The sequence below is a fragment of the Geothrix rubra genome (assembly GCF_030268065.1).
In the GTDB taxonomy this organism is placed as follows: Bacteria; Acidobacteriota; Holophagae; order Holophagales; family Holophagaceae; genus Geothrix; species Geothrix rubra.
The window spans coordinates 338,758-351,804 of record NZ_BSDD01000001.1; the positions used below are offsets into that span (position 1 = coordinate 338,758).

Consider the following 13,047-nt stretch of genomic DNA (forward strand, 5'->3'; position numbering starts at 1 on the left):
CAATATGCAAGATCGACCGGCATCAGCAAGATGGGCGCGGCCTGTTCAAGGTTCCCCGGCCCCTCTACACTGGGACCTCGCACCTCATCCCCGCGAGGCCCCATGAAAGACGCGTCCCCCGAACAGGCCATGGATCTTGCCCAGCTCGAGAAGCCGGTCCTCGAGCTGGAGGCCCAGATCCAGGCCATGGCCATGGATCCCTCCCAGGCCCGGGAGCGGGAGAAGCTGGAGAAGAAGCTCGACAAGCTGAAGGCCGAGCTCTTCTCGAACCTCACGAACTGGCAGCGGGCCCAGCTCGCCCGCCATCCCAAGCGCCCCTACACCCTGGACTACCTGGAGCGCATCTGCGAGCGCTTCGAGGAATTGCACGGCGACCGGCGATTCGGCGACGACGCCGCGATCGTCGGGGGCCTCGGCTGGATCGATGACAATGCCGTGATGATCATCGGCCAGCAGAAGGGACGGGACACCAAGCAGAAGATCCTCCGCAACTTCGGCATGCCCAAGCCCGAAGGCTACCGGAAGGCCCTGCGCCTCATGAAACTGGCCGAGAAGTTCAAGCGGCCCATCCTCTGCCTCATCGACACGCCCGGCGCCTACCCGGGCGTGGATGCGGAGGAGCGCGGCCAGGCGGAGGCCATCGCCCGCAACCTGCTGGAGATGGCCAAGCTCGAAGTGCCCGTGGTGGCCGTGGTCATCGGCGAGGGCGGCAGCGGCGGCGCCCTGGCCCTGGGCGTGGCGGACCGCGTGCTCATGCTGGAGAACGCGATCTACTCCGTGATCTCGCCCGAAGGCTGCGCCTCGATCCTCTGGAAGGATGCCTCCCAGGCCCCGAAGGCCGCCGATGCCCTCAAGCTTACGGCCCCGGACCTGCTGGACCTGGGCGTCATCGACGGCATCGTCAAGGAGCCCCTGGGGGGTGCCCACTCCGACTTCGACGCCGCCGCGGCGGCCCTGAAGGAGGCCGTGGTGGAGGCCTTCTCCGAGTTGGCGGAGCTGGATGCCGGACAGCTCGTGGAGGAGCGGTACCAGAAGTTCGCCCGCATGGGCAGCGTGGGCTGATGGGCCCCAAGGCCTGGCGTCTCCGCCGGGAGGCCCCGGCGGGCGCCGCGCCCTGGCGGGTCCTGGTGTCGGCGTGGGACCTGGAGCCGCGGATCGCCCGGCTGGCGTGGTTGCGGGGCGTGGACCACCCCGGGGACCTGGCCTGGCGCCTGGACCCGGCCTGGGAGCGGAGCACCGATCCGCACCTGCTGCCGGGTGTGGACGCCGCCGTGGCGCGGATCCGCAGGGCCATCGAGGCCCGGGAGCGCATCGTGGTCTACGGGGACTACGATGTGGACGGTGTCACCGCCACGGCCCTGCTCTCCCGGGTGCTGGAGAAGCTGGGCGCCGACGCCAGTTTCTTCATTCCCAACCGCTTCTCCGACGGCTACGGCCTCCACCTGGACTGCATCCAGGAGCTGAAGGCCCAACGCGATCCGGGCCTGCTGATTTCCGTGGACTGCGGGGTGCGGAGTGTGGCCGAGGTGGCCGCCAGCACGGAGCTGGGCCTGGACTGGGTGATCACGGACCACCACGCCCTGGGCGCGGAGCTGCCGGCGGCCTATGCCGTGGTCCATCCCCACCTGGAGGACTACGCCAACCGCCACCTGGCGGGCGTGGGTGTGGCCTTCAAGCTGGCCCAGGCCCTCCTGGGCGCCGTGCCCGTGCCCAGGGGCGGGGACGCCGCCTTCCTCGACGGCCTGCTGAAGCTGGTGGCCATCGGCACTGTGGCGGACATGATGCCCCTCTCCGGGGAGAACGCCCTGCTGGTGCGGCGGGGCCTGGCCTCCCTCTCCGACAAGAACGGCCCAGGCCTCGCCGCCCTGCTGCGGGCGGCCCGCAAGGAGGCTCCCCTCTCGGCCCAGGACATCGCCTTCGCCCTGGGGCCCCGGCTCAACGCCGTGGGCCGCATGGGGGGCGCGGAGGATGCCGTCCGCCTGCTGCTCACCCGGGATGCCGCCGAGGCGGAGCGCCTGATGAACCGGGTGGAGGACCTCAACCGCGAGCGACGGCGCATCCAGCAGGAACTGGCTTCCCGCCTGGATCCGCCGGGGCCCGAGGCCTTCGACCTGGCCATGGATCCCACGGCCCACAAGGGGGTCATCGGAATCGTGGCCGGCCAGCGGATGCGCGCCAGCGGCCGGCCCGCGGGGGTCTGCACGGTGGTGGACGGCGTGGCCCACTGCAGCCTCCGTGCGCCGGAAGGCTACGACCTGGGCGAGCTGCTGGCCCTGGCCCAGCCCTTCATCCTGGGCGGGGGCGGCCACAAGGCCGCCGCGGGGCTCAGTTTCGAGGCGGCACGCCTGCCCTTCGTCCGCCAGGCCCTGCAGCGGGGCGCGGGCCTCCAGGCCGCCGGGCGGGCGCTCCCGCCCCTGCTTCTGGACGGGGTGGCTGATGAGCTCCCCGGGGATGCCGACCTGGCCCGCCTGGAACCCTACGGCCAGGGCTTCCCGCCGCCGCTGGGCCGCCTTTCCGGCCCCCTGGCGGCCCGGGACGTCTTCGGCGAGGACCACTGGAAGCTCCGCCTTTCCGGCCACCCGGACCCCCTCACCTGGTTCGCCGGAGCGGAACGGCCCGCCCTGCCGGCGGCGGGGGCCCTGCTCCACCTGGCGGCCACGCCCCAGGCCAGCCAGCGCTGGGGCCGCTCCTGGCTGGTGGAGGCGGAACTGGCCGCGGAGGGCGGGGCGTGAGGGCTCTGGCCCTGCCCCCCGCCCGGCACCCCCTCTGGCGGGGGGCGGGCGCGGCCCTGCTCGCCTCGGTCCTGGGCCTCACCATCCGCTTCATGCTCACGAGCCCCCGGGAACTGCCCGGCCGGACGGCGGCGGGCGACGCCCTCTTCTCGGAGCGCTCCCGCGGCACCCTGGGCACCCTCACGGAGCAGCTCGGGCCCAACCGCATGGTGCTGGACTACAAGACCATCGCCGGCTCGGAGGAGGATCTCCGCCTGGAGGACGTCACGGGGCGGCTGGAGGAGCAGGCGGGCCTCTGGCGCATGACCTCCCCCACGGCGAGCCGGCGGGAGGGCGTGTGGACCCTGTCGGCGCCCATGGATCTCCAGGTGCTGGACCCGGCCACCTCCCAGGTGCTTGGGAAGGGCCGGGTGGAGGGCACGGCACCGGCCCTGCGCTGGACCGGCGGCCTGTGGGAGGGGCTCTCCCCCCTCCACTGGGAGTCGCTCCAGGGTTCCAGCCAGGGCCAGTGGGAGCTGCCCGCGGGCTGGCGGCGGGACGTGGCCGGCCGGTTCCAGGTGGACCGGGGGCCGGTGGTCTGGCACGCCCCGGAAGGGGGGCCCTCCCGGGCCACCCTCCTGGGCATGGAGGCCGAACGCCTGTGGGCCACGCCGGGCTTCCAGACCGGCCACCTGGAGCAGGTCCGGGCCCGCCTCACGGAAGGTTCCCTCCAGGCCATGGCCGCCGATCTGGCTCCGGACACCGTGAGCTGGCCAGCGCCCCTGGCCTTCGAGCGCCAGGACGGCTGGCGGGGCGAGGCCCAGGGCGGTCGGGCGCCCCGGCCTGCGCCGGGATCCAGCTTCCAGCAGGTGGAACTGCGGGACTTCCGGGCCCACCGGGCCCTGCCGGGCGGCCTGGAGAACCTGGCGGCCGAAGGCGTCCGCTGGACCCCGGCGGGCCTTCGCCTGGAGGGGAACGTGGTCTGGGACCAGCCCCTGGACGGCCAGCGGCTCACCCTGAAGGCGCCCCGGGTGTTCATCCGGGAGGCGGCGGGCCCGGATCTGCCGGCCTCGCTCCCGGTGGGCTACGCCGTGGCCGAGGGCCAGCCCGTGCTCCTCTGGGGATCCCGCAGCCTCGCCTCGCCGAGGATGCAGGTCCAGCGCGCCTCCCGCCGCTGGCACCTGCAGGCACCGGTGCTGGGGCGCGGGGAGGACGGCACCTTCAGCAGCGGCGCGGGCAGTGGCGATCCCCGCTCCTGGACCTTCGAGGGGCCCGTCCAGGTGAACCTGGCCTCCGGCGGCAGCCTCCGGGGCAGCCGTCTCGTCTGGGCGGAGTCCCGCTGGACCCTCACCGGCCAGCCCGCGGCCTGGTCCCGGCTGCGGGAGCGCCTCAGCGGCCCCCGCATCCTGCGGCAGGGCGAGGTGGTGGCCTTCCCGGAGGGCCTCAACGGCACCCTGGCGGCGCCCGACGGGGATCTCTTCCTCCGGGCCGAGCGGGGCCAGAGCGAGGCCCAGCGGGTGGTCCTCTCCGGCGGGGTGGAGTGCCGGGGCCAGGGCTGGAACCTGGCCGCCCAGGCCGTCACCGTGACGGTGGGGCCCGACCGGTCCGTCAAGCTCATCCAGGCCCAGGGAGCCGTGTCCCTCCGCGGGCGGCTGGGAGAGGGCCAGGGCGAGGCCCTGGAACTGGAGCCGGGGCCCCGGATCGTGCGCTGGCAGGGCCGGGTCCGCGGCAAGGGTGCGGGGCCTTCGTGGTAAGGATGAAGGCGTGATGGAATCCCAGACCCCCTGCCTCGAGGCCGCGAACCTCCAGAAGCGCTACGGCGACCGCACCGTCGTGCGGGACGTGAGCCTCTGCGTGGGCATGGGCGAGGTGGTGGGCCTTCTGGGCCCCAATGGCGCCGGGAAGACCACCACGTTCTACATGGTGGTGGGCGTGGAGGCGCCGGACCGAGGCCACATCCGGTGGCTGGGCAACGACGTGACCGAAGCCCCCATGCACCGGCGGGCCCGCCTGGGCATCGGCTACCTCGCGCAGGAATCCAGCGTCTTCCGGGGCCTGACCGTGTGGGAGAACCTCATGGCCTTGGCGGAGCTGCAGCCCATTCCCAAGGCCGAGCAGCGGGAACGCTGCGAGCGGCTGCTGGCGGACTTCCACCTGGAGAAGGTCAGGGACACCCTGGGCATGAGCCTGTCCGGCGGCGAACGCAGGCGTTGCGAGCTGGCGCGGGCCCTGGTGACCGAACCCCGCATCATGCTCCTCGACGAACCCTTTGCCGGCGTGGATCCCAAGTCCGTGCTGGAGATCCAGGGACTCATCGATGACCTGAAGGCGCGCGGCATCGGCGTGCTCATCACCGATCACAATGTCCGCGAGACCTTGCAGATCGCCGACCGCGCCTATATCTTGGCGGATGGAATGATCATGAAGCACGGTTTGCCCAGCGAGATCGCCGAGGACCCGGACATCCGCCGGGTCTACCTGGGCGATCGTTTCAGGCTCGATTGATGGCTGCCGGTCCGTTCCTCTCCCAGCGATTGGCCCAGAGCCAGACCCTGGCGTTGACGCCGGCGATGCAGCTGAAGCTCAAGCTGTGGCAGATGAACCTGCAGGAGCTGAGCCAGACCATCGAGCGGGAGCTCGAGGAGAATCCCCTCCTGGAACTCTCCGAAGACGGCGACGAGGTGCCCACCCTCGAGGCCATCGAGGAGGGACGCGACTCCGACGTGGCCGAGGCGCCCTCCGATCAGGCCGCCGAGGGCGTGGAGCTGCCCGAGGGCGTGGACACCATGGACCTGGGGCCCCTCCTGGACGCCGCGGGGGAGATGAATCCCGAAGGCGACCTCGAGAAGTTCACCGAGGAGGGCGTGGCCCAGGTCCAGGAGACCGACTGCGGCGCCGAGAACAGCTGGGACACCGACCTGCCCCGCACCAGCGCCCTGCCCGAGGAGGACCGCCTCTCCTGGGAGGATCGCCTCAGCGCCACCGAATCCCTTCAGGACCACCTCATCGGCCAGCTCTACGAGACGCTCGAGCACGACGATTCCCGCGCACACCTGGTCGAGCGGCTCATCGACCGCCTGGATCCAAAGGGCTTCCTGCGCCTGGACCCCGACCAGCCGGGGCTCGAGACCACGGCCGCGGCCCTGGCGGAGGACATGGGCGTCACGGAAGAGGCCCTCCGCCACGCCCTTGATGTCCTGCAGGAGTTCGATCCTTCCGGCGTGGGCTGCTTCACGGTGCAGGAGAGCCTCCTGCTCCAGCTCCGGCATGCCGGCGCCGAGCCCGACGACCTCGCCGTCCGCATCATCCAGGACCACTCCGAGCTGCTGGGCCAGCGCGACAGCGTCAAGCTGCGCCGTGTGCTCGGCTGCAGCGAGGAGGAGCTGGCCATCGCCATGGACCAGCTCAAGCACCTGAATCCCTCGCCGGGCCGGGCCTTCGACCCCGAAGGCGACCGGGTGGTCAAGCCCGACGTCGTGGTGCTCAAGGGCGAGGACGGCAACTGGAAGGTCTACCTCAACGACGAGGGCCTCCCCCGGCTGCGCGTGAACGGCGACTACCAGCGCTTCCTGGCCTCGACGGACGCCAAGTCCGACAAGGACTTCATCCGCGAACGGTTCCGCAGCGCCCGGGACTTCATCCGGGGGGTGGAGGACCGCAACCGCACGGTGTTGCGCGTGGCCGCGCAGATCGCCGAGCTGCAGAAGGAGTTCCTGGAGCACGGCATCGAGCACCTGCGGCCCATGGTGCTGCGGGACGTGGCTGAGGCCACCGGCTTCCACGAGAGCACCATCAGCCGGGTGGTGAAGTCCAAGACCATCCACACGCCCCAGGGCCTCTACGACCTGAACTACTTCTTCTCGGCCCGCCCGAAGGATTCGGACGTCTCCGCCACGGTGGTCAAACATCGCATCAAGGCCTATATTCAGGCCGAGGACGTGGCCAAGCCCCTCTCGGACGAGGCCATCGCCGGCCTGCTGGAGCGGGACGGCATCAAGGTCGCGCGCCGCACCGTCAACAAGTACCGCGAGGAGTTGAGGATTCCTCCAGCTTCCCAGCGCCGGCGCCGATGAGCCGCCATGGGCCCGGCCCATGGTCCAGCCCCGATCCAGCGCCCCCGCCTTTCCGGGCCGCCCGGCCCACTTTGAGGAGTGTCCCATGAAGGTCAACTACACCGGCCGCCACGTGGAGCTCACCGAGCCCCTCAAGACCCACACGAAGGAGCGGTTGGAAAAGATGGCCAGTTACCTGGACGACATCATCGACGTCCACGTGATCCTGGGTGTCGAGAAGCACCGGCACATGGCCGAGATCACCCTCAAGACCCGCGCCAGCGCCCTCGTGGCCTCCGCGACGACGGACGACATGTATTCCAGCATCACCCAGGCCGTGGAGAAGCTGGAGGCCCAGGCCCACAAGCAGCAGGGCAAGCGGAACACCCGCCCCCATGAGAGCGCCAAGGCCGCGACGGCGGAAGAATAGGGACCTTCCGTCCCCCGGGAAAGGCGGCCTGCGGGCCGCCTTTCCCATTCCAGGGCCCCATCCGCGTTATCCTTGAGGCTCCGGAGTCCGCCATGCCCGATCCCACCCACCTCTACGCCCCCAAGACCGCCACCGAGGCCACCCAGATCTGCGAGAAGTGCCGCAACCCGTACACCCTCGACCACTTCCAGCATGGCGTCGAAGGCCAGGACTGTGTCTGCCGCCGCTGCCTCCAGGTCATGGGCTACGAGGTCTAGGCCCGACATGCCCACGACCACCACGGACACCATCATCGAGGGGGTCCTCCAGGGCCGCCGCGTGAGCGAGGACGAGGCCCTCCAGCTCCTGGAGCAGGCGGATCTGCCGGACCTGGCGGTGGCCGCCACGGCCGTGCGGGACCGGCACAACCACCCCGCCCGCGTCAGCTATGTCATCGACCGCAACGTCAACTACACGGACGTCTGCAACGTCTACTGCACCTTCTGCGCCTTCTACCACAAGCCCGGCGACACCCGCGGCTACGTGCTGACGAAGGAGCAGCTCAGGCAGAAGGCCGAAGAGACGAAGGCCATCGGCGGCACGGGCTTCCTGCTCCAGGGCGGCGTGAACCCGGACCTGCCCTGGGACTACTACCTGGACCTGGTCAGCTACCTGCACCACGACCTGGGCATCTGGGTCCACGGCTTCTCGCCCGTGGAGATCCAGATGATGGCGAAGCTCAGCGGCCAGAGCCTCGGGAAGACCATCGCCGACCTGCGCGACGCGGGCCTGGGCTCCATCCCCGGCGGCGGCGCGGAGATCCTGGTGGACCGCATCCGCAAGAAGATCGCGCCCCTGAAGGGCGGCCGCGAGAAGTGGCTGGAGGTCATGGAGGCCGCCCACGAGGAGGGCGTGAAGACCACCGGCACCATGATGTTCGGCATCACCGAGACCCTGGCCGAGCGCATCGACCACTTCCGCGTCCTTCGGGAGCAGCAGGACCGGGCCCTGGCCCGGAACAACAGCGGCGGCTACACCGCCTTCGCCGCCTGGCCCTTCCAGAGCGGCCATACCGTGTGGGAGGGCAAGGTCCCGAAGCCCACGGACGCGGAGTACCTCCGCACCATCGCCGTCGCCCGCATCTACCTGGACAACTTCGCCCACATCCAGAGCAGCTGGGTCACCATGGGCCGCAAGACCGGCCAGGTGGCCCTGCACTATGGCTGCGACGACATGGGCAGCCTCATGCTCGAGGAGAACGTCGTCAGCGCCGCCGGCACCTGCTACAGCGTCAACAACGACGAGATGAACCGGATGATCCGCGCCGCCGGCTACGAGCCCTGGCAGCGGGACAACGTGTACGGGACCGTCTAGCCCTTCGGTTCCTCGTTCCTCACGCCGCTGACGACGTGCCCGGTGGGGCCCACCCGGGAGGCGGTGTCGCAGTAGCCGGTCTGGTCGTCGAAGAAGAAGTCCGGCTCGAACTCGCGGAGGAAGTCCGCCTTCTCGAGGCCGCCCAGGAACATGGCCTCGTCCACCTGGATGTTCCAGGCCATGAGGGTGCGGATGGCGCGCTCGTGGGCCGGGGCGCTGCGGGCGGTGACGAGGGCGGTGCGCAGGCGCATGGGGGCGTCCGGGGCCAGCGTCTGGAGGCGCTGCAGGGCCTCCAGGAGCGGCTTGAAGGGCCCGGGGGGCAGGGGCACGCCCGCCCGCTCGATCTCATGGGCCTGGAAGGCCGCCAGGCCACCCTGCTCGTAGATGCGCTCCGCCTCGTCGCTGAAGAGCACGGCGTCGCCGTCGAAGGCGATGCGGATCTCCTCGGGATGCCGGTCCGCGGCCACGGCGCTGTCCGGGTACACCCGCGCCGCCGCGAAGCCCGCCGCCAGGGCCGCGCGCACATCCTGCTCCCGGGCCGACAGGAAGAGGTTGGCACCCAGGGAGGTCAGGTACGGATAGGGATCCCGGCCCCGGGTGAAGACGCCGCGTTCCAGGGGGAGATCGGCCGCCTGGGCGCTGCGGAAGACCCGCAGGCCGCTCACGGGATCATTGCGGGAGAGGACCACCACCGCCACCTGGTCGTTCCCCGGCGTATTGAAGGCCTGGAGCTTCTTCACCAGGGGGTAGGCCACGCCGGGCTTCGCGGGCACCTCCAGGCGGGAGAGCTGAAGCTCCATGTAGGCCCGATCGTCCGTCTCCTCGAAGACCCGGTTCTCCTCCTCGAAGTCGAACAGGGCCCGACTTGAGATCGCGACGACGAGTTTGCCTTCGAGGGTCCTGGGCATGGGACCAGGGTACCCTGATCGCCATGCCGCGCCTCTACTTCGACGCCAACGCCAGCGCGCCCCCCCATCCGGAGGCGGTGGAGGCGGTGCGCCGGGCCATGGTGGAGGACTGGGCCAATCCCACGAGCACCCACCGCGAGGGGCAGCGGGCCCGGCACCGGCTGGAGGAGGCCCGCCGGGAGATCGGGACTTCCCTGGGCGTGGCGCCCGGCGAGCTGGTCTTCTGCGCCAGTGCCACGGAGGCGCTGCACCTGCTCGTCCGCGGTTTGCGGCCGGCCCTGGGGGATCGTCCGGCGGCCGTGTTCCCCGGCGAGCACAGCGCCTGCCTGAACCCCTTGCGGGACTGGACCCGCGTGACCTGGCTGCCGGAGGTGCCGGAAGGCTGTGCCACGGTGGTGCAGATGGCGGCGAACAACGAGACGGGCCTCCTGTACGCCATGCCCGCGGTACCGGGGGCCGTGCGGGTGAAGGACTGCGCCCAGGCCTGGGGCAAGGTGCCCGTGGACCTGACGGACTGCGATGCGGCCGTGTTCAGCGGCCACAAGATGGGTGGCCCGCGCGGCGCCGCCCTGCTGTGGCTGCGGCCCGGCCTGCCCTGGGAGGCGGTGATGGAGGGGCCCCAGGAGCGGCGCCGACGCGGCGGCACCGAGGACCTCCCGGCCATCCTGGGCCTGGCGGCGGCGGTGCGACATTTGACGGAGCGTCAATCGCTCCATGCGGCCTTGGTCACATTACGGGACAGCCTGGAGGCCGAGATCCTGGGCTGGAATCGGGACATCGAGGTCATCGGGAGGGGGCTGCCCCGCCTGCCGAACACCAGTGCCCTGCTGCTTCGCGGTCGGAACGGGGAGGCGCTGCAGGTGGCCCTGGACCTGGCCGGTTTCGCCGTGAGTACGGGAAGCGCCTGCCACAGCGGGGCGGTGAAACCGAGCCACGCAATCACGACGCTTGGGTATTCTTCGGACGAAGCGCGGTCGGTGGTGCGGTTGTCGTTCCTTCCGGATGCGCGCCCAGCCGAGGTGGATGCCCTTGCGGCGGCCCTCAAGCGATTGACCTGAACCTGCCCCGGAGTTCCGGGGCCGGGGAGTGAGCATGTTCCAGCACAGCCTCCTGTTCCTGGCCCACAATCCCCTGCTGCTGCTCTTCGCGGTGGTGGCCCTGGGCTATCCCATCAGCAAGCTCCGTGTCGCCGGGGCCTCCTTCGGCATCGCCAGCATCCTCTTCGCGGGCATCGCCCTCGGGGCCCTGGTCATCCGGCCGGACCTGGACCCGGCCCTCAAGAAGGACATCTCCCGGGAGATGAAGCTGATCTACGAGCTGGGCCTGGCGGTCTTCGTCTACGCCATGGGGCTCTCCATCGCCCACAGCTTCTGGGCCGCCTTCAGCCGGGAGGGCATCAAGAAGAACGCCGTGGTGTTCATCGTGATGGTGGTCTCCACCGCCGCCGTGGCGCTGCTGGCGCGGGCCGTGGGGTTCAACGCCCGCTACGCCGCGGGCCTGCTCACGGGCAGCTTCACGAACATGCCGGCCCTGGCGGGGGTGGTGGATCGCGTGAAGTCCATGCCGGGCATGGGCCCGCTGGAGGTCGCGCAGCCCACGGTGGCCTCGGCCATCGCCTACCCCATCGGCGTGCTGGTGCCCATGCTCATCCTGCTCATCAGCCCGCGGCTCTTCCGCACCAGCCTGAAGGAGGAGGCCGATGGCCTGAAGGAGTACCGCACGGGCCACCACCACCTGGAAGCCTGGACGGTGCGGGTCAGCCGCGCCGAGGCCGAATCCCTCCGCAAGCACGACATCTGCACCACCCATGGCTGCCGGGTGGTCTTCGGCCGGGTGTTGCGCAAGGCGGAACTGCTGCTGCCGGGTCCGGACTTCCGCCTGCGATTGGACGACCTGGTGACCGTGGTGGGCGCCCCGGAGGACCTGGAGCAGGTCGCGCGGCTCCTGGGGGAGCGCAGCCACGTGGAGCTGGACCGGGACCAGAGCGCCCTGGATGCCACGCGCATCTTCGTCTCCCGGGCCGAGGTGGTGGGGGTGCCGCTGGGCCGCCTGGACCTCGTCACGAAGCACCAGGCCATCATCACCCGCGTGCGGCGTGGCGACCTGTGGTTCGTGCCCGACGGCGACACCGTGCTGGAACTGGGCGACCGCGTGCGCGTGACCACGCGGCGGGACAACATCGAGGCCATCGAGGCCTTCTTCGGGGACAGCTACCACGCCCTCAGCGACGTGAGCTTCCTCACCTTCGCCATGGGCCTGGCGGGTGGACTGGTGCTGGGCGAGGTGCCCATCCCCCTGGGCGGCGGGATGGTGTTCAAGCTGGGCTTCGCGGGCGGGCCCCTGGCCATCGCGCTGATCCTGGGCCGCTTCCATCGGGTGGGCTCCCTGGTGTGGAACTTCCCCTACGGCGCCAACCACACCATCCGGCAGTTCGGCCTGGTGCTCTTCGCCGCGGGCATCGGCCTCATCTCCGGCGAGGGCTTCCGCACCATCGTCTCCGCCAACCCCGGCGTATTGCCCCTGTTCCTGGGATCGGCCCTCCTCATCTGCCTCCTGGCGGACGGGCTGACCATGTTCCTGGGCCACAAGCTGTTCAGGATCCCGCTCAACGTGATGTTCGGCATCGTGGCCGGCACGCACACCCAGCCCGTGGTGCTGGGCTATGCCACCCACCAGACGGGCAATGAGCTTCCGAACGTGGGTTTCGCCACGGTCTATCCGCTGGCGACCATCCTCAAGATCGTCCTGGCCCAGGTGCTGCTGGGGCTCGTGGCCTGACCCCTCAGGACGGGAAAGCTTCCGGCGGGGCGCCCAGCCTGCGGAGGCTCCGCAGGAGCCGGGCCTCGTAGCGGGCGCGGAGATCCGGAGCCGGCGCGAAGCGCGCCCGGTCCCAGTCGATCAGGAGAATCCCGCCGCCCGGAGGCAGCAGGATGTTGGTGGCGTTGAGGTCCGGTGCCCACAGTCCCCAGTGGCACAGGGCATCGAGGGCATGGCCCAGCGCCGGAAGCACGCGGGGGCTGAGGTCCCAGCGTCGCGGCCAGGGCTCCCCTTCCGCGTACCGCGTGATGAAGACGCCTTCGACGCCCCACCGGTGGGGTCGCCAGGCATAGGCGAGAGGTTCCACGGTCGGGAAGCCCGCCTCCCACAGCGCGCGATGGACGGCATACTCGGCGGCGAAGCGGATGGAGGTGCGGTAGGTGCGCTCATTCACGTGCCGCAGCAGGCCGCCGCGTCGGTACGGACGCAGCACCGCGTCGCCCGCGCGGAGGATGCCGCCGCGACCGAAGGCACCCGGCAGGCCCTCCGCTGAGCCCAGATCCACGTCGCCAGCGGGGGCGCAGACGCGCCAACCCGAACCCAGCCCTGGCAGGTCACGGCCCTCCCGGCAGGCCAGGGGCCGCTGGGCCTGGCGGCGGGGGAAGGGCCAGGGGTCCGGCAGGGTGAGAGGAACGAGGGGATCATGGAGCATGGCGTACCAACAGGGTGGACTGAGACGCGCCGGAAGGCAAAGGTCGGATGGAACGAATCCGGGGACACCTGTCAATGCATCTGTCACCGCGGGCTGCCACCGAAACGCAGCAGACCTGGAAGGG

Annotated in this window: 12 protein-coding genes; 10 read left to right on the forward strand and 2 right to left on the reverse strand. The window is 70.8% G+C overall.

Features of this window, described 5'->3' with window-relative positions; genetic code table 11:
- Positions 1–102: 102 nt before the first annotated feature.
- The 8 genes from QSJ33_RS01475 to QSJ33_RS01510 all read left to right on the forward strand — a co-directional run bounded on the left by QSJ33_RS01475 (position 103) and on the right by QSJ33_RS01510 (position 8,546).
- On the forward strand, positions 103–1,062 hold the full coding sequence (locus QSJ33_RS01475; protein WP_285722350.1) for an acetyl-CoA carboxylase carboxyltransferase subunit alpha: 960 nt from the start codon (positions 103–105) through the stop codon (positions 1,060–1,062).
- Positions 1,062–2,732: a single-stranded-DNA-specific exonuclease RecJ gene (locus QSJ33_RS01480; RefSeq protein ID WP_285722352.1), complete on the forward strand. Its 1,671-nt coding sequence runs from the start codon at positions 1,062–1,064 to the stop codon at positions 2,730–2,732. The genes QSJ33_RS01475 and QSJ33_RS01480 overlap by 1 nt, the downstream gene beginning before the upstream one ends.
- A complete protein-coding gene (locus QSJ33_RS01485) occupies positions 2,729–4,465 on the forward strand; it encodes a hypothetical protein (RefSeq protein ID WP_285722354.1) in 1,737 nt (578 codons plus the stop codon). Before QSJ33_RS01480 ends, QSJ33_RS01485 begins: the two co-directional genes overlap by 4 nt.
- 13 nt (positions 4,466–4,478) lie before the next feature.
- A complete protein-coding gene (lptB, locus tag QSJ33_RS01490; protein ID WP_285722355.1) occupies positions 4,479–5,216 on the forward strand; it encodes an LPS export ABC transporter ATP-binding protein in 738 nt (245 codons plus the stop codon).
- A complete protein-coding gene (gene rpoN, locus QSJ33_RS01495; protein ID WP_285722357.1) occupies positions 5,216–6,784 on the forward strand; it encodes an RNA polymerase factor sigma-54 in 1,569 nt (522 codons plus the stop codon). Before lptB ends, rpoN begins: the two co-directional genes overlap by 1 nt.
- Positions 6,785–6,869: 85 nt before the next feature.
- Positions 6,870–7,193, forward strand: coding sequence for a ribosome hibernation-promoting factor, HPF/YfiA family (gene hpf, locus QSJ33_RS01500; RefSeq protein WP_285722358.1), 324 nt, complete (start codon positions 6,870–6,872; stop codon positions 7,191–7,193).
- 92 nt (positions 7,194–7,285) lie between these two features.
- Positions 7,286–7,450 (forward strand): hypothetical protein, encoded by a 165-nt coding sequence (locus tag QSJ33_RS01505; protein WP_285722360.1) that lies wholly within the window; start codon positions 7,286–7,288, stop codon positions 7,448–7,450.
- 7 nt (positions 7,451–7,457) lie between these two features.
- Entirely contained in the window at positions 7,458–8,546 is a 1,089-nt protein-coding gene (locus QSJ33_RS01510; RefSeq protein WP_285722361.1) for a CofH family radical SAM protein, read from the forward strand.
- Here QSJ33_RS01510 and QSJ33_RS01515 read toward each other — a convergent pair.
- Complete coding sequence (locus QSJ33_RS01515) at positions 8,543–9,454, reverse strand: 5'-nucleotidase (protein ID WP_285722362.1); 912 nt, start codon at positions 9,452–9,454, stop codon at positions 8,543–8,545. The two genes, QSJ33_RS01510 and QSJ33_RS01515, sit on opposite strands and share 4 nt — an antisense overlap.
- 23 nt (positions 9,455–9,477) lie before the next feature.
- Here QSJ33_RS01515 and QSJ33_RS01520 point away from each other — a divergent pair, with 23 nt between their 5' ends.
- Together QSJ33_RS01520 and QSJ33_RS01525 are read left to right on the forward strand one after the other, a co-directional pair.
- Positions 9,478–10,512 (forward strand): cysteine desulfurase family protein, encoded by a 1,035-nt coding sequence (locus QSJ33_RS01520; RefSeq protein WP_285722363.1) that lies wholly within the window; start codon positions 9,478–9,480, stop codon positions 10,510–10,512.
- 34 nt (positions 10,513–10,546) lie between these two features.
- Complete coding sequence (locus tag QSJ33_RS01525; RefSeq protein WP_285722365.1) at positions 10,547–12,232, forward strand: aspartate:alanine exchanger family transporter; 1,686 nt, start codon at positions 10,547–10,549, stop codon at positions 12,230–12,232.
- Between the two features lie 4 nt (positions 12,233–12,236).
- Here the strand turns inward: QSJ33_RS01525 and QSJ33_RS01530 are convergent, their stop codons facing one another.
- Positions 12,237–12,923, reverse strand: a complete 687-nt coding sequence (locus QSJ33_RS01530; protein WP_285722367.1) for a lipopolysaccharide kinase InaA family protein — start codon at positions 12,921–12,923, stop codon at positions 12,237–12,239.
- Between the last annotated feature and the right edge of the window lie 124 nt (positions 12,924–13,047).